General features: G+C 70.6%; 9 protein-coding genes. 6 read left to right on the top strand and 3 right to left on the bottom strand.

What is annotated here, in order from left to right; all coding sequences use genetic code 11:
- Positions 1 to 27: 27 nt before the first annotated feature.
- On the bottom strand, positions 28 to 531 hold the full coding sequence (locus tag FB465_RS06980; RefSeq protein ID WP_145788569.1) for a methylated-DNA--[protein]-cysteine S-methyltransferase: 504 nt from the start codon (positions 529 to 531) through the stop codon (positions 28 to 30).
- Positions 528 to 2,033 carry a DNA-3-methyladenine glycosylase 2 family protein gene (locus FB465_RS06985; protein ID WP_145788571.1) on the bottom strand — a complete coding sequence of 502 codons (1,506 nt, stop codon included), beginning with the start codon at positions 2,031 to 2,033 and terminating at the stop codon, positions 528 to 530. Before FB465_RS06985 ends, FB465_RS06980 begins: the two co-directional genes overlap by 4 nt.
- Positions 2,034 to 2,319: 286 nt before the next feature.
- On the opposite strand from FB465_RS06985, the gene FB465_RS06990 reads away from it, so the two are divergent.
- The 3 genes from FB465_RS06990 to FB465_RS07000 all read left to right on the top strand — a co-directional run bounded on the left by FB465_RS06990 (position 2,320) and on the right by FB465_RS07000 (position 10,395).
- On the top strand, positions 2,320 to 3,393 hold the full coding sequence (locus tag FB465_RS06990; protein ID WP_246192552.1) for a LacI family DNA-binding transcriptional regulator: 1,074 nt from the start codon (positions 2,320 to 2,322) through the stop codon (positions 3,391 to 3,393).
- A 51-nt stretch (positions 3,394 to 3,444) separates the two neighbouring features.
- Entirely contained in the window at positions 3,445 to 3,888 is a 444-nt protein-coding gene (locus FB465_RS06995; RefSeq protein ID WP_145788575.1) for an ASCH domain-containing protein, read from the top strand.
- Positions 3,889 to 4,200: 312 nt separating this feature from the next.
- Positions 4,201 to 10,395 carry a DNRLRE domain-containing protein gene (locus FB465_RS07000; protein WP_145797188.1) on the top strand — a complete coding sequence of 2,065 codons (6,195 nt, stop codon included), beginning with the start codon at positions 4,201 to 4,203 and terminating at the stop codon, positions 10,393 to 10,395.
- A gap of 352 nt (positions 10,396 to 10,747) precedes the next feature.
- Here FB465_RS07000 and FB465_RS07005 read toward each other — a convergent pair whose 3' ends face one another.
- Entirely contained in the window at positions 10,748 to 13,645 is a 2,898-nt protein-coding gene (locus tag FB465_RS07005; protein WP_145788577.1) for a glycosyl hydrolase, read from the bottom strand.
- A gap of 297 nt (positions 13,646 to 13,942) precedes the next feature.
- Between FB465_RS07005 and FB465_RS07010 the strand changes: the two genes are divergently transcribed.
- The 3 genes from FB465_RS07010 to FB465_RS07020 are packed head-to-tail and all read left to right on the top strand — an operon-like array spanning position 13,943 to position 17,111.
- Positions 13,943 to 15,268: an ABC transporter substrate-binding protein gene (locus FB465_RS07010; protein ID WP_145788579.1), complete on the top strand. Its 1,326-nt coding sequence runs from the start codon at positions 13,943 to 13,945 to the stop codon at positions 15,266 to 15,268.
- 59 nt (positions 15,269 to 15,327) lie between these two features.
- Positions 15,328 to 16,275, top strand: coding sequence for a carbohydrate ABC transporter permease (locus FB465_RS07015; RefSeq protein ID WP_145788580.1), 948 nt, complete (start codon positions 15,328 to 15,330; stop codon positions 16,273 to 16,275).
- Positions 16,276 to 16,283: 8 nt separating this feature from the next.
- Positions 16,284 to 17,111 (top strand): carbohydrate ABC transporter permease, encoded by an 828-nt coding sequence (locus FB465_RS07020; protein WP_170290514.1) that lies wholly within the window; start codon positions 16,284 to 16,286, stop codon positions 17,109 to 17,111.
- Positions 17,112 to 17,122 lie beyond the last annotated feature (11 nt).

Here is a 17,122-nt window from a genome sequence, read left to right on the forward strand (position 1 = left end):
CCTGACGGAGCGCCGGTCGACAGCCCGTCAGAACAGCGTGCCGCGCTCGAGCTCCAGCAGCCACCGCTTGCGCTCCACCCCGGCCGCGAAGCCGGTGAGCGCGCCGTTCGCCCCCATCACCCGGTGGCACGGCCGGATCACCAGCAGCGGGTTCGCACCCACCGCCCCGCCCACTGCCCGCACGGCGCGCGGCGACTGACCGGCGGCCGCGCCGAGTTCGCCGTAGGTGACGGTCCCGCCGTACGGGATGTCGTCCAGCGCCGCCCAGATCCGCTGCCGGAACTTGGTGCCGACCGGCGCCAGCGGCAGGTCGAAGACGGTCAGCTCACCCGCGAAGTAGGCCGCCAGCTGTTCGACCGCCGGCGCCAGCGCCGCCGCGTCGGGCTCCCAGTCCGCGTCGGGCTCACCGCGTGCGCCCTTCTGCCCGGGCGCCGTGACGGTCGCGAGCGCCGCCGGGCCGTTCCCGTCCACGAAACCGCTCAGCAGCAGTCGGCCCAGTGGGCTCTCCATGGTCGTGAAGACCGTCGTCATGCCTTCTCACGCTCCTCCGTGGACGGTGCCGTCCAGAGCCGGTGGACAGCATACGAGCGCCACGGCGCCCACGCCGGGGCGACCGCGGCGGCCGCCTTCGGGTCGCCCGGTTGCCCGAGCCGCACGAGTCCGTGCCGCACCCCGGCGTCACTGGGCAGGAACACGTCCGGGTCGGCGAGTGCCCGCATCCGCAGGTATCCCACGGTCCACGGGCCGATCCCGGGCAGCGCCAGCAGCTCGGCCGCCGCAGCCTCGCGGTCCACACCGCCGTCCAGCCGGACCTCGCCCTCCGCGAGCGCGGCACAGAGCCCGCGCAGGGCCCGGCGGCGCGCCTCCGGCATCGCGAGGTCGGCCGGATCGGCCTCGGCGAGGGCGGTCGTGGCCGGGAAGAGCATCCGCAGTCCGCCGCTGGGCTCCGGGAGTGCCCGGCCGTAGCGCTCGGCCAGTCTCCCGGCCAGCGTGCGCGCCGAGGTGACGGTGATCTGCTGCCCGAGCACCGCCCGCACGGCGAGCTCGTGCGGGTCGACGTGGCCGGGCGAGCGGATGCCGGGGCGGGAGCGCACCAGCTCGCTCAGCACCGGGTCCGCTCCGAGCTGTCCGTCCACCGCGTCCGGGTCGGCGTCCAGGTCGAAGAGGGCGCGCAGGCGGTACACGGCGGTGGTCAGGTCGCGCAGTTCCGTCAGCTGCAGCCGGCAGTCCAGCCACCCCCGGTCGGGCTGGTCGCCCGCGCCCAGCCCGTCCACCTCGGCGATGCCGTGCCCGTACGGGAGCGCGAGTGTGCGGCGGTACGTCCGGACGCCGGGCCGCTCACCGGGCACCACCTCCTCGATGCCGGGGACGGCACGCAGCGCGAGGAAGTCGAGCAGGTGGTCACTGTCGAGCGCCCCCCGGTACGCCAGGCGAAGGCTGATCGTCCCGGCCGGTGCCGCACCGCGTCGGCCCGCCCCGGCTTCGGCGCGCAGGCCGCTCGGGGTGCGGTCGTAGACCTCGCGCACGGTGTCGTTGAACTGTCGTACGGAGGAGAAGCCGGATGCGAAGGCCACCTCGGTGACGGGCAGTTCGGTGGTCTGCAGCAGCAGTCGGGCGGTCTGGGCGCGCTGGGCGCGGGCCAGGGCGATCGGCCCCGCACCGAGTTCGGCGGTGAGCTGGCGCTGCACCTGGCGGGAGCTGTAGCCGAGGCGGTCGGCGAGGCCCGCGACACCCTCGCGGTCCACCACGCCGTCGCCGATCAGCCGCATCGCCCGGCCCACCAGGTCGGCCCGGTGGTTCCACTCGGGCGAGCCGGGGACGGAGTCGGGGCGGCAGCGGCGGCAGGCCCGGTAGCCGGCGCCCTGAGCGGCGGCCGCGGTCGGGTAGAAGGTGCAGTTGACGCGCTTCGGTGTCACCGCCGGGCAGCTCGGGCGGCAGTAGATGCCGGTGGTGCGGACGGCGGTGAAGAACACACCGTCGAAACGGGCGTCCCGGCTGTCCACGGCTCGGTACCTGGTGTCGTCGTCGATCACGTCCTCCAGTCTGAAGCACCGGCCGGGCGCCGACTGGCGGAAAACCGACGTCAGCGTCGGGCAAGCCCGCGCGAGCGGCGGGTCAGCCCCGGGCAGCCGGCGGGTCAGCCCGGGGCGTCGGCGGGCGCGTCGCGGGCAGCGGCGGGCGAGTCACGGGGGCTGTCGGATCCAGCTTGTGGGAGCGCTCTCAGTAGCTGCTGCGGACCCGATAGGCTTCGCGCAGACGGTCCGGCGCCACATGCCGGATCCGAGCCCGCCTGCAGAGATCTCCGGAGAGGAGCCCGCGGTGACCGAGCAGCAGCCCGAGGTCCGGTCGGCCGGCGCCCTCCCGCGCCCGACCCTTGAGTCCGTCGCCGAGCGGGCCGGGGTGTCCAGGGCCACTGCCTCGCGGGTGGTCAACGGCGGCACCGGCGTACGCGAATCGCTCCGCGAGAAGGTGCAGCGCGCCGTCGACGAGCTCGGCTACGTCCCGAACCTCGCCGCGCGGACCCTGGTCACCCGGCGCAACCAGGCGGTCGCGGTGGTGGTCGCCGAACCCGAGAGCAGACTCTTCTCCGACCCGTTCTTCGCCCAGCACCTGCGCGGCATCAGCCGGGAGCTGTCCGCCGCCGACAACCAGATGGTGCTGCTGCTGGTCGAGGACCAGCGCGACTACGACCGGGTCGGCCGCTACCTGGCGGGCGGGCACGTGGACGGTGCGCTGCTCTTCTCGCTGCACCACAGCGACCCGCTGCCCGAGATGGCCCGCAAGGTCGGCCTGCCCACCGTGATCGGCGGCCGTCCGGGCTGGCCGGGTGCCGAGTCGGACCGCGAGCTGGTCTACGTGGACAGCGACAACCGGGGCGGTGCGAGGCTCGCCGTCCAGCACCTGCAGTCGCTCGGCCGCACCAGGATCGCCACGATCACCGGGCCGCTCGACCAGACCTCCTCCATCGACCGCCTCGACGGCTACCGCGACCTGCTGCCCGACGGTGACCCCGAGCTGATCGCCGAGGGCGACTTCACGCCGGACGGCGGCGGCCGCGCCATGGCCGAGCTCCTGGCCCGCCGGCCGGACCTGGACGCCGTGTTCGCCGCCTCCGACTCGATGGCCTCCGGCGCACTGCGCGTCCTGCGCGCCCGCGGCCGCCGGGTGCCCGAGGACGTCGCGGTGGTCGGCTTCGACGATGTGGAGTCGGTCGCCGCCTGGACGGAACCGCCCCTCACCACCGTCCGCCAGGACATCGAGGAGATGGGCCGCCTCATGGCCCGCCTGCTGCTCCGCCGACTCGCCGGCGCGGGCACGCAGACCTCGCCGCGGGTCAACGCCCCGACCTCGGTGATCACCCCGACCCACCTGGTCCGGCGCGGCTCGGCGTGATGCCGGGGAGATCCCTCGGCACGCCATCCGGGTGAGGCGTAGCGTCGCAGTATGACCGCCGAGCAGTTCCCCGAGCTCCCGATAGCCGAGTTCGCGTTCCCCGGACCAGGGCGTGACCGGCTGGTGGCCGCGATCCTGGACGGGTCCAAGACCAGCACGACCGGGCTGTTCGCCGAGTACGAGAAGCTGGGTGAGCCGCTCCCCGCGGTCGGCTCCCGGCAGGTGCTGGTCGACTCCCGGAAGCGCGGCGTCGGCGTGATCGAGTGGACCGGGGTACGGGTCGTGCCGCTCGCCGAGGTAGGGCTGCAGCACGCCCTCGACGAGGGCGAGGGGTTCGCGACGGTGGCCGAGTGGCGGGCGTCGCACGAAGGCTTCTGGCAGAGCGCGGACATGCGCGAGGTGCTCGGCGACCCGGACTTCACGGTCGACGACGCGACCCCGGTGGTACTCGCCCGCTTCCGCCTGCTGGGCAGCCAGGAGGCGGAGCGGGTCTGAGCGAGTCCCGTCCGCCTGACCTCAGTTCGGGGCACCCGATGCGGTGCTGGAAGGTGAACGGCGTGCCACGGCGAGAAGGCCGGCTCCACACCGGGATCCCGTGCGTTGTGCGGGTGTCGTGAAAGATCGTAACGATCTACCTGGCGTTGAGACATTTCAAGATCACATAGACCGATTTGTGCTGGTCAGAGCAGCTCTGGCCTCAACTTATGCTCCGGGCGTCACCGTTGAACGACGGTGAGTCAAGGAGCATTGATGAGCACCTACACAACCGGACGTGGCAGGCGGAGAACACCCGCCGGCTTCCGGGCAATGAGCGGGACCTTGGCCCTGGCGGTGGCGATGTCGCTGCTGGCGGGTGCCGAGCCGGCGGTCGCCGCCCCGGCGGGCAAGACCACCAAGTCGGGCCCGTCATGGGCTGCTGACATCCCGTCCGCTCGCATCGCGGCCCGCCTGTCGGGCCAGCGGGTGGAGGCACTGTCGGAGCGGACGGAGACGTCGACGACGTGGGTGAACAAGGACGGCTCTCTGACGTCCGAGTTGTTCGCCGGTCCGGTGCGCTTCCAGCAGAACGGCCAGTGGGTCGACGTCGACCTTGGCCTGCAGGCGGCCTCGGACGGGTCGGTTGCGCCGAAGGCGCACCCGCGTGGGCTGAAGCTGGCCGGCGCGGGCGGTGCGCGGGTGAAATCGCTCGCCGAGTCGCAGGCCGGCAAGGGCGATGCGCGGACCCTGGTGTCGCTCGGCGAGGGCGACCAGCAGGTGGAGCTGCAGTGGAAGGGCGGCCTGCCCAAGCCCGTACTGGACGGCACGAAGGCGATCTACCAGGACGCCATCGCCGACGGCGCGGCGGACCTCGTGGTGGAGGCGACGCGTACCGGCTTCGAGCAGTACGTGACGCTGAAGCAGCGCCCCACGGCGGCCGGTTTCTCGTACACCATGCCGCTGAAGGCCAAGGGCCTGAAGGCCGAGGCGCAGCCGGACGGCAGCGTGCTGTTCACGGACAAGAGGACCGGTGAGAAGCGGGCCGTGCTCCCCGCGCCGGTGATGTGGGACGCCACCTCGGTCGAGGGCTCGAGTGAGCACCCGAACCATGGAAAGGTCGATCTGAAGGTCGTCCAGCACGGCGACACCATCGATCTGGTCTTCACCCCCGACGCCAAGTTCCTCGCCGACCCGAAGACCCGCTACCCGGTCACGGTGGACCCGTCCACCACGGCGCTCGGCAACGTCTTCGACACCCGGGTGCAGAAGGGCGAGACGGTCGACTGGTCCGCCGACACCGAGCTGTACTGGGGCAACCCCGGCACCAAGAACGCCGACGGGTCGTCACGCGAGGCGCGTGCGTTCATCAACTGGAACACCGGCCCGATCGCCGATGCGCTGATCACCAGCGCCACGGTGTCCCTGTGGAACTTCCACTCCGGCAACAGCGACTGCGCCGCCTACGCGTGGGACGTCTACGACACCTCGCTCGCCTCCACCGCCTCGCGGTGGACCGCGCAGCCGTCGTGGAACTCCAAGAAGGCGACCTCCACCGAGACCAAGGGCCGCACGGGGTGTGCGGCGGACGACTGGATCAACGCGGACGTCACCAACCTGGTGCAGACCTGGACGTCGGCGAAGAACACCACGTCCGGCATGGGCCTGCGTGCCCCGGACGAGGTCTCCACGAAGTACTGGAAGGAGGTGAACTCCGCCAACGCCGCAAGCAACGTCCCGAAGCTGACGGTGAACTACAACTACCGTCCGCGCACCGGCACGGACCAGCAGGCCGGCTCGCCCTTCTACAAGGACACGAGCGGCACCTGGTGGGTCAACTCGACCACGCCGACGCTGCGGGACACCTTCGTCGACCCGAACAACGACAAGGTCGACGGCACCTTCCAGATCTTCGACAACGACACCGGTGCCCAGGTCGGCAACGTCCTGGTCTCGCCGTACGTGCCGTCCGGCCAGCCCGCGTCCGTCAAGGTCCCGGCCGGTGTCCTGACCAACGGCAAGACCTACAAGTTCCGCACCTCCCCCTACGACGGCCTGCACTACAACACCGGCTGGTCCGCCTGGGCCTACTTCACCGTCGACACCTCCGCCCCCTCCGCCCCGGCCTCGGTCACCTCGACCGACTACCCGTCCGGACAGTGGGTCAAGGGCGCAGGCCAGTCCGGCATGTTCACCGTGACCCCGCCGAGCGGTGACCAGAACGGCCTGGAGTGGTCGCTGGACGGCGCCACCTGGACCAGGGTCGCCACCAACGGCACCACCACACCGGTGAACCTCACCGTCACCCCGGCCAAGGCCGGCACCAACACCCTCCAGGTGCGGGCGGTGGACCGGGCGGAGAACAGGTCCGAGCCCGTCTCGTACGCCTTCCAGGTCGGCGCCGGCGGCGTGACCGCGCCGAACGACGGCACCCGCACCGCGGCCCGTGTGCCGCTGGTCGCCGAGGCCGACGCCGCCAGGTACGACAGCGTCGCCTTCTCCTGGCGCCGCTCCGACGCCGACGCCTGGACCCAGATCCCGGCGGGCGACGTCACCAACGGCGGCACCGCGCTCACCTCGTGGCCGGCCGCGCTCACCTCCGGCAAGAGCCCGGCACTGACCTGGAACGCCACGTCGACGGTCAACCCGGACGGCACCGTGCAGGTCCGCGCCGACTTCACCGGCCCCAACAGCGCCGCCGTGTCCGCCGAACCCATCAAGGTGATCGTCGACCGCAAGGCCGACGGCGCCGCGACCCAGAACGTCGGCCCGGGCAGCGTGAACCTGCTCACCGGAGACCTCACCGTCTCCGCCACCGATGTGTCGCTGTTCGGCCTGAACGTGGGTCGTACGAGTTCTTCCCGTGACCCGAAGGCCGCGGCGAACCAGGCGGGCCAGGCAGCGATCTTCGGGCCGAACTGGGTATCGGGGGTCGCCTCCGACGTGTCCCAGTCCGAGTACACCGAGATCCGCAAGACCTCGGACACCTCGCTGGACGTGGTGAGCACCGATGGCGGCACCGTCGCCTTCACCGCGAACGCAGCCGGCGACGGCTGGGTGCCGGAGCCCGGCAGTGAGGCCCTCACCCTGCGCGGAGCCTTCACCACCGGAGACTTCACCCTCTCCGACACCGAGGGCACCGTGACCACCTTCTCCAAGGTCGACCCGGCCGCCACCACCTGGACCGTGACCTCCAGCCTGCTGGACGGCCTGGCCAACTCGACCACGACCGTGGTCTCCGAGAAGGTCACCGTGGGCGGAAAGACCCTGGCCCGCCCGAAGCTGGTCATCGCCCCGACCTCTGCGGCCAGTTCCGCAGCCTGCGCCGCCGATGTGACCGTCAAGGGCTGCCGCGTCCTGCAGTTCGTCTACGCCACCTCCACCACCGCCGTCGGTGACACCAACGGCAGCGACTTCGGCGACTTCGCCGACCAGGTGAGCACCATCAAGCTGTGGGCCACCGCCCCTGGCGCCGCAGCTTCGACCGCCACCGACGTGGCCACCTACCGCTACGACACCGCCGGGCGCCTGCGGCAGGAGTGGGACCCGCGCCTGGGCACCGGCGCCAAGACGCAGTACTCCTACATCGTGGGTACCGCGTCGGACGGCGCGCTCTACGCCGTGCTGCCGCCGGGAATCAGCGGCGGCTATCACATGGCGTACGGGAATGTCGGCTCCAACCCGGCTGCGGGTGAGGGCATGCTGACGTCAGTGTGGACGAACACCCTGACACCCGGCACGGCGAGCACGGTGAACGGCACCGCTACCAGCACCCTCGTCTACGGCGTCCCGACCACGGGCAGCAAGGCGCCCGAGGACCTGTCGGCCACCGCCGGCGCCGGCTGGGGTCAGACGGACATGCCCACGGACGCCACCGCCGTGTTCCCGTCCGACCAGGTCCCCGCCTCCAACAACGGCGCAGACCTGAACGCGGGCGACTACACCCGGGCCGACATCAACTACCTGAACGCCTCGGGCAACCAGGTCAACGACGTCTCCCCCGGACACCGGGTCACCACGACCGAGTACGACAAGTGGGGCAACCAGGTCCGCAGCCTGACCGCCGCCAACCGCGAGCTGGCTCTTGGCGGCACCGACCCGCTCAAGGCGCAGCTCGCCGACCTCGGCATCGACACCCTCCCCTCCGGAGACCGGGCCCGGCTGCTGTCCAGCACGAGCGTCTTCGGCGCGGACGGGCAGCGCGAGACCGAGACTTTTGCACCGCTGCACCGGGTAACCCTTGCAGCGGACGCCGTGTCCGGCTCGACGACGGTCGCGGCAGCAGGAAGCCAGGTCACCTCCCGCACCCACACGGTGAAGACCTACGACGAGGGCCGTCCGACCGACGGCACGGCCAAGATCAAGGACCAGGTCACCACCACCGCCACCGGCGGTTGGCTGCGCGCCTGGCCGGACGTCTTCGCCGAGACCCGCACCGACAAGACGGTCTACGACTGGGCCCTGGGTGTTCCCACCCAGAAGATCCAGGACGCGGGTGGCCTCGCGCTGACGACCACCACCGGATACGACAGCCAGGGCCGAGTCGCCTCCACCTCTCTGCCCGCCTCCAACGGCTCGGACGCCGGCACCACCACGACGGCCTACTACAGCCCGACCGGCACCGGCACCTGCGCCGGCCGCCCGGAGTGGGCCGACCTCCTCTGCCAGACCGGCCCCGCCGGTGACATCACCGGAGGCGGCTCCAACCCCTCCCAGCTGCCGACCAAGACCGTCCAGTACGGCCTGTTCGGCCAGACCACCCAGACCGACGAGACCGCCAACGGCTCCACCCGCACCACCACGATCACCGCGGACGCCGCGGGCCGCCCGGTGACCACCACGGTCAGCGGCGGCGTCGGCACGGCTGTCCCCGCGGTCACGGTCACCTACGACCCCGCGACCGGCGCGGTCACCAAACAGGACTCCACCGGCGGCGGGACGATCACCAAGGCGTACGACGTGCTCGGCCGCCAGATCTCCTACACGGATGCCGACGGTGGCGTCACCACCACCGAGTACGACGCGCTGAACCGGCCCACCAAGGTGACCGACAGTGTTCCGTCCACGACCACCTACGCCTACGACACCGCCATCGACCCGCGCGGCCTGGCGACCTCGACCACGGACTCCGTCGCCGGAACGTTCACGGCGCGATACGACGCCGATGGTGGTGTGGCAACCCAGGGCCTGCCCGGTGGCTTCACCATGACGAACCGCCAGGATCCCGCAGGCGCCGCCGTCAACCGGACCTACACCCGCGACAGCGACGGCACCGTGCTGGTGTCCGACGGCATCACCGAGACGGTCCACGGACAGTGGGCCACCCATGCCGGAACTGCCGGCGTCACCGCTGCCCAGAGCTACACCTACGACAAGACCGGCCGTCTGACCCAGGTGCAGGACACCTCCGTGGATGCCGTCTGCACCACCCGCAGCTACACCTTCGACAAGAACACCAACCGCACCGCACTCGGCACCACCACCGCGGCCCGCGGCCAGGTCTGCACCACCACCGGGGGCACCACGGCCACCAGCATCTACGACAGCGCCGACCGCCTGGTGAACTCCGGCTACACCTACGACGCGTTCGGCCGTACCACCGCCCTGCCCGGCACCGCGATCGCCTACTACAACAGTGACCTGGTGCAGCAGCAGACTGCGGGCAGCAACCGGCAGACCTGGACCCTCGACTCCAACCAGCGCCTGCACGCCTGGACAGCCGAGACCAACAACGCCGGGACCTGGACCCAGACCGGGTCCAAGACCAACCACTACGACTCGGACGCCGACAGCCCCCGCTGGATCACCGAGGATGTCTCAGGAAACGTCACCCGCAACGTCGCCGGCAGCGAGGGCGGTCTCGGCGCCACCACCACCAAGACCGGGGGTACCGTCCTCCAGCTCTCGAACCTCCACGGCGACATCACCCTTCAGCTCCCGCTGGATACCGCCGTTGCCCCGGTCGTCCTCGACTTCGACGAGTTCGGTAACGCCCGCAGCTCCCAGCCCAAGGCTCGATACGGCTGGCTGGGCGCCAAGCAGCGCTCCGACGACACCCCCACCGGCCTCACCCTCATGGGGGCCCGCCTCTACAACCCCGCCACCGGGCGGTTCCTCTCGGTCGACCCGGTAGCCGGCGGATCCGCCAATGCGTACGAATACGTCAACCAGGATCCGGTGAACAAGCTCGACCTGGACGGCCGGAACGCCCGGGGGAGGCAGCGCAGCAGCGAGTTCACTCACTGGACCGACAAGGAGCTCGCCGACGCCTACAAGTCTCCGCACACGTCGAAGGCCATGAAGCAGAAGATCAAGAAGGAGCAGAAGGCCCGAGGTGACAGAGGTTCGCGCTCCAGCCACTCGAAGAAGGCCGGCGGGCACAGCAACTTCTGGTGGAGCGCCGCGAAGTGGACACTCGGTGGAATAGCCGTCGGCGCGGCCGCCGCGGCCTGTGTCTTCGGCGGGTGTGAAGCAGCAGCCGCCGCGTTCGGTATCGGTGCTTTCTTCACGTGGGCCTTTACGTGGTAGGTATGACCTCCCACCTGTTTGCTCCGATCGACTTTGGGGCTGGTTGAGATCACATCGAAATACAGACTGAGGACGAGGCTGAGAGTCCTGCTGCCGTCTTGGCTCGGCAGGGCCTTCCCGAAGGGGAAGGGCGATTGCGGTGCGCACGAGTGGTACCGGTACGACGAGAGCTCGTACCGGTGCTATCACTGCGCGGTGGGAGTGAGGCCCGTCACCGAGGAGGACGACCGGGCCCGCAGGGATCAGGCCGTTCCGCCGAGGTCCACGGAAAACCCGTAAATTGATCGACAGTGGCCCGCCGGATGTTCCGGCGGGCCACTGTCGGTCGGACTCAAGCCTCAGGTCTCCGACCTCAGTTGAACGGAATCCGCAGGACCGAGACGCTGCCCTGCGCCTGGCTCGCCCCGACTCGCAGCTGGGCCGGCCCGTTGCCGATGGCCGACCAGACCTCGACGCGGATGGTGCCGTGGTCGAGGTTGCCGAGCGTGCCGGTCGCGGAGAGCAGGCCGGCCCCCGCGCCCGAGTACCGCTCCCAGCCGGTGACCGGGTCGGTCGCGAAGTAGCGGAACGTCTCGACCCGGCTGAAGGTGCCGCTGCCGGTCAGGTCGTAGGAGACCCTGACCTGCTGCCCCAGCCCGACGCCCGTCCCGGCGTCCACGTAGAGGTCGAAGTCCGTTGCCGCGCCGGAACGCAGGGTGCCGCTGACGTTACGGATCTCGTAGACCTTGGCCTGGTACGGCGTGCCGTCGTGGTTGGCGCCGCCCGCCGAGGGGATGGTGTCCACGGCGGCCGCGGCACCGTACGCCGTGGACAGCGCGCCGCCGGCCTGCAGGTAGAAGGTGTTGCCGGTGGTCGCGGGCACGGTCGACGTCGGGCTGGGGGTAGGGGTAGGGGTGGGTGAGGGCGAGCCGGTGGTCCCGCCGCTGCCGCCGTCCTGGAAGGAGCCCCGCTCGCTCGCCGTGGAGCGCGCCGGCACCGTCAGTGTCGTGCCGTCCGAGAAGTGGACCGCCCGCGCCGCCGTACCGTAGTTGTGCGCCACGTGCGTCCGGGTCGCGCCGTTGACGAAGACGGCCGCCGTCGGGGTGTCGGCGGTGACCGCCGGGTCGAGCGTGCCGAGCGAGGCCAGGTTGTAGATCCAGTGGTACGTGTGCGCCTTGGACTCGCCCTCCTCCGGGGTGTAACCGCCGATTCCGCTGTCCCAGTTGGCCTTGGCGGCAGCCGGGTCGGCCAGTGCCTGGAACTCCCAGAGCAGGTCGCGCCAGTCGGTGAAGGCTCCCCCGTTGTTGGCCTTCAGTTCGGCCAGATTGGCCTTGATCTCGTCCTGGCGGCGCGCCAGGTAGAGCGAACCGCCGGTCACCGGGAGCACGTTGATCCCGTGGATCATGCCGGGGCTGGCCGTCCACCAGGTCGAGTACGCGGCCCCGCTGCCCCAGACCATGCCGACCGTGTGGTGGCCGAAGCTCGCCGGGAACACCGCGTGGTCCGCGTCGAACCAGTACTGCTCCACCGCGTTGGCCTCGGTGGTGTAGAGATAGATGCCGAGGTCGCGCAGCGCGCCGTCCCCGGTGGCGGAGCCGTAAAGGATGAGCCCGGAGCTGAAGTTGAGCGACTCGGAGGAGGACTCCTCGTTGTTGCCGGCCGCGAAGCCCTCGTGTCCGGAGGCCCAGCCCTGGCCCGCGTACGGGTCGAAGTTGCGCAGCAGCGGGAAGCGGGTGTCGGTGCGGTCGCTGTTGGCGGCGTCCTTGGCGAGCAGCTTGACCATGCCGCCCCAGGCGGAGTCGGCGGCCCAGGCGGAGTCGTAGCGGGCCACGGTGGCAGCGGCCTGGACGAAGTAACCGTAGTGGAAGTGGTGGTCGTTGAGCTCGGCGTCCGTGCCGTAGGAGGCCGGGTAGCCGATCAGCGTCTTCCAGGTGCTGTCGTACGCGAAGCCCGGCGAGCCGCCGCCGGTGAACCAGGTCTGCATCTTGCCCTTGATCAGGCCGAGCAGCTTGTCACGCGTCGCGGCGTCACCCAACTGGTCAGCGATCGGTACGAGTTGGGCCAGCCGCCCGAGGGCCTTGCCGGTCCAGTAGGTGTCGGTGGCGGCCAGGAACGGGTCGCTCGCGTTGGCCTGGTCCCGGACGTACGCCGCCAGCGCGGCCCGGTCGTAGGAACCGACGTCCGGCAGCGAGGGCAGTACGCCGCCGACGCTCTGCACGGTGGTGAAGCCGCTTCCCTGGCGCACCTTCATCTGCCCGCGCGGCGAGGTGTACGTGAGCGAGGTCAGCGCGTCGCCGGTGGCGAGCCACTGGTGGCGGTAGAGCGCGAGGAGGGTGCCGGTCTGGCTGCCCTCCTGCGGCGTGGTGGTCGCGGTGTAGGTGGTCGACAGCGTCCCGTTGGCGGCCTGGTAGCTCCAGGTGACCTTGGTGTCGGTGACGAAGCTGTAGGCATAGGTGCGGAACAGGGCCAGGTCGGCCTGCGAGGGCAGGACGGCGACCGAGTAGTAGTCCTTGGCGCCGAGGGCCGCGCTCAGTGTGCTGCCGTTGACCGTCCAGCTGGTGCCGGTCGGGGCGAAGAGCCCGTAGTTGTGGCCGCCGACGGTGATGCCGAGGACGTTGCCCTGGTTGGAGAAGACCGTCGGGGTGCCGGCTGCGGTGACCTGGGCCGCGCCGCCGGTGGCGTGGGCGTAGACGTAAGGGAGCCCGTGGCCGATGGTCGCGGAGAAGGTGTGGGCGCCGTCGGCCCAGTACGGGGTGACGGTCCAGTCGGACCAGCCGTCGACCTTGGTGTCCGGGGAGTTGAGACCGGCCACGCCGAGGGTGAGGTCGCGGGTGTGGGTGAAGTCGTACTGGCGGCCGTCGGAGGTGACGGTCGGCGTGGTCGGGTAGCCGACCTCCAACCCCCCGGCGGCCGCCTTGAAGGTGAAGGGGTGGGCGTAGAGGTTCTCCGAGTACGGGTTGCCCGCATAGCGCTGGTAGATCAGCGAGGACCACCAGTCGTTGGTCGGCGCGGCCTTGCCGGCCATCCGAGCGGTGACCTTGGGGGTGACCGGCGCACCGTCGGAGTTGGTGGGCCCGACGGTACCGGCGGGGCGGCTGTCGCTGTAGGAGCCGAGCCCGACCGGGACGGTCGCCGCGGAGGCGCTGCCCGCGCCGACCGTGGCGGTGAGGGCGGCCGCCGCGGCGAGGGCGAGGGCGGTGATCGCGGCGGCCGGGCGGCGGAGGGATCTGGTGCGAGGGCTGGCGCGATGGAGCTGGCGTGGCGGCTTCATGGGGTGGCACCTCGGGTGGGGGGCATGGGAACGAGTGAGAGCGCTCTCAGCTTTCGGACCGTAGAGGTGTCCGAGGAGGGGTGTCAACGGCCAGGGCGAGATCCGCGCCGACTCCTCGATGTTCACCTTCCAAACGCACAGCTGGGCCAACTCCCGAGATTACGTTCAGGTTTCGACCTCTTGACGGGAGAACGGACCGCCCGGCAGTCTCCTCGCAACGACTGAGAGCGCTCTCAGCCTCGATCTCAGAGTCCGACCAGTCGTCCACCCACCTCAGCCGCGCCAGGAGGCATCCCCATGCGCCCCTTCAGAGCCCGCCGCACCACCGCCGCCGTCGGCAGTGCCGCCCTCGCCGCCACCATGCTCCTCACCGCCTGCAGCTCCGGCACGGCCGGCTCGAAGGACAACGCCGGCGGCGACGGCAAGGTCACCCTCACGATCGACCTCTTCGGCACCTTCGGGTTCAAGGAGACCGGCCTCTACGACGAGTACATGGCGGCGCACCCGAACATCACCATCAAGCAGACCGACACCCAGGACGAGGGCCAGTACTGGCAGGCACTGCAGACCAAGCTCGCCGGCGGCGGCGGGCTCGCGGACATCCAGGGCCTGGAGGTCGGCCGGATCGCCAGCGTCGTCCAGAAGCAGGCCGACAAGTTCGCCGACCTCAAGACCCTCGGGCTCGGCGGCGTCAACGACGACCTGGTGCCCTGGAAGGGCGCGGCCGTCAGGACCGCCGACGGCAAGGTGCTCGGCGCCGGTACGGACATCGGCCCGGAGGCGATCTGCTTCCGTACCGACCTCTTCAAGGCGGCCGGCCTGCCCACCGACCGCACCGAGCTGGCCGCCAAGTGGTCCAGCTGGGACGGTTACCTGGCCCTGGGGAAGCAGTACGTCACCAAGGCAGCAGGCGGGTCCGCCCCCGAAGGGAACAAGTGGACGGACAGCGCGGCCGGGATGTTCACCGCCGAGGTCGGCCAGGAGAAGGTCCGCTACGCCGACGAGAGCGGAAAGCCGGTGTACGACAAGAGCCCGGCCGTGCAGACCGCGTGGGCCAACTCCACCAAGCTGGTCGCCGACGGCCTCTCGGCCAAGCTGCCGCAGTGGACGCCGGAGTGGAACAAGGCCTTCAGCACCGGCAAGTTCGCCACCCTCAGCTGCCCCGCCTGGATGATCGGCTACATCAAGGGCCAGGCCGGCGAGGCCTTCGCGGGCAAGTGGGACATCGCGGCCGGCCCCGGCAAGACCGGCAACTGGGGCGGCTCCTACCTGGCGATCCCGAGAAGCTCCAAGCACCAGAAGGAGGCCGCCGAGCTGATCAAGTGGCTCAACGCCAAGGAGCAGCAGGCCAAGCTCTTCACCAAGCAGGGCTCCTTCCCCTCCAGCACCGGCGCCCAGGCCGCGATCAAAACCGTGAAGGACCCGTACTTCAACAACGCGCCGATCGGCGAGATCTTCAGCGAGTCAGCGGCCAACATGCCCGCCCAGGTGCTCGGCACCGACGACGGCGTGATCGGCAAGGCGTTCACCGACGCCCTGGGCGAGGTGGAGCGCACCGGCACCGCCCCGGCCACCGCCTGGCAGCACGCCCTGGACAACATCAAGAAGGCCAGCGGTAACTGACGCCTCATCACCTCTCTCCCGAGGACTCCTCGGGAGAGAGGGCCCACCGAAGGACCACCATGGCCACAATCTCCCGGCCCGCCCCCGCCCTCCCCGCGCAGGCCACCCGCGCCGCGCGGCCGCGCTGGGGCGCCCGGCTCGCCCCGTACGGCTATCTCGCCCCGTTCTTCGTCCTGTTCGCGGCCTTCGGGCTGTTCCCGCTGCTCTACACGGCGTACGTCTCGCTGCACCGCGTCGAGCTGCAGACGGCGGACCGGATGGACTGGCTGGGCCTGCAGAACTACACGCGTCTCTTCGAGGACCCGTTCTTCTGGAACGCGCTGCGCAACACCTTCACCATCGGTGTGCTGTCGACCGTCCCCCAGCTGCTCCTGGCGCTCGGTCTGGCCCACCTGCTCAACTACCGCCTGCGCGGCCGGACCTTCTTCCGGGTCGCGATGCTGATGCCGTACGCCACCTCGGTCGCCGCGGCCACCCTGGTCTTCGCCCAGCTCTTCGGGCGCGACTACGGGCTGATCAACTGGGTGCTGGCCGGCGTCGGGCTGAGCCCGGTGGACTGGCAGGCCGACACCTGGGCCTCGCAGTTCGGCGTCTCGGCGATCGTCACCTGGCGCTGGACCGGCTACAACGCGCTGATCTACCTGGCCGGGATGCAGGCCATCCCCGGCGAGCTGTACGAGTCGGCGGCGATGGACGGCGCCTCGCGCTGGCAGCAGTTCCGCCATGTGACCGTCCCCGGCCTGCGGCCCACGATCATCTTCACCGTGGTGGTCTCGACGATCGGCGCCTCCCAGCTGTTCGGCGAGCCCCTGCTGTACGAGGGCAACGCGGGCGGCGGGATCTCGCACCAGTACCAGACCCTCGGGCTCTACATGTACGAGCAGGGCTGGAGCTTCTTCCACCTCGGCCGGGCGGCGGCCGTGGCCTGGGTGATGTTCCTGCTGATCGTCGTACTCGCCCTGATCAACGCGGCGATCGCCGCCCGTCGCAACCGTACGGACCGGTGACACCCGTGATGAAACGCTCGCCCCTGCAGGGTGGTCCGCTCGCCTATGCCGTGCTGACGGCCGCCACGCTGGCCTTCGTCTTCCCGTTCTACTGGACGCTGGTGGCCGCCAGCCGGAGCAACTCCGAGCTCAGCGCGGCGACTCCGGCGCTCACACCCGGCCCGAACCTGTTCCACAACATCGGCGAGGCACTGCAACAGGCCTCGATCGGCACCGCGTTGCTCAACTCACTGCTGGTCTCCACCGCCGTCACGGCGGGCGTGGTGCTCTCCTCCACGCTGGCGGGCTTCGCCTTCGCCAAGCTCCGCTTCCGGGGGCGAGGGCTGCTGCTGGCCGTCACGGTCGGGACGATGATGATCCCGCCGCAGCTCGGGGTGATCCCGCTCTTCATGGTGATCGTCAAGCTGGACCTGCAGAACAAGCTGCCCGCCGTGATCCTGCCCTCGCTGGTGTCCGCCTTCGGGGTGTTCTTCATGCGGCAGTTCCTGATCCAGGCGCTGCCGGACGAGCTGATCGAGGCCGGGCGGATGGACGGCGCGTCCAGCCTGCGGATCTTCCGCAGCATCGTGCTGCCGGTGGCCCGTCCGGGGATGGCCGTGCTCGGGATGCTCACCTTCATGGCCACCTGGAACGACTTCTTCTGGCCGATCGTGGCGCTGAGTTCGCAGAACCCCACCGTGCAGGTGGCCCTCAAGTCGCTCGGTCAGGGGTACGTCCCCGACCAGTCGATCATCATGGCCGGCACGCTGCTTGGCACCCTCCCCGTCCTGGTGGTCTTCGGGCTGCTCGGCCGCCAGATCGTCGGCGGCATCATGCAGGGCGCCGTCAAGGGCTGACCCTCGTACTC

Origin of the sequence: Kitasatospora atroaurantiaca (assembly GCF_007828955.1) — a bacterium.
Lineage (GTDB): Bacteria > Actinomycetota > Actinomycetes > Streptomycetales > Streptomycetaceae > Kitasatospora > Kitasatospora atroaurantiaca.

What these genes read in the sequence shown, in the direction of transcription:
- FB465_RS06980 (WP_145788569.1), bottom strand. Translation starts at nt 531, where the DNA reads ATGACGACGGTCTTCACGACCATGGAGAGCCCACTGGGCCGACTGCTG.
- FB465_RS06995 (WP_145788575.1), top strand. Translation starts at nt 3,445, where the DNA reads ATGACCGCCGAGCAGTTCCCCGAGCTCCCGATAGCCGAGTTCGCGTTC.
- FB465_RS07000 (WP_145797188.1), top strand. Translation starts at nt 4,201, where the DNA reads ATGAGCGGGACCTTGGCCCTGGCGGTGGCGATGTCGCTGCTGGCGGGT.
- FB465_RS07005 (WP_145788577.1), bottom strand. Translation starts at nt 13,645, where the DNA reads ATGAAGCCGCCACGCCAGCTCCATCGCGCCAGCCCTCGCACCAGATCC.
- FB465_RS07010 (WP_145788579.1), top strand. Translation starts at nt 13,943, where the DNA reads ATGCGCCCCTTCAGAGCCCGCCGCACCACCGCCGCCGTCGGCAGTGCC.
- FB465_RS07015 (WP_145788580.1), top strand. Translation starts at nt 15,328, where the DNA reads ATGGCCACAATCTCCCGGCCCGCCCCCGCCCTCCCCGCGCAGGCCACC.
- FB465_RS07020 (WP_170290514.1), top strand. Translation starts at nt 16,284, where the DNA reads ATGAAACGCTCGCCCCTGCAGGGTGGTCCGCTCGCCTATGCCGTGCTG.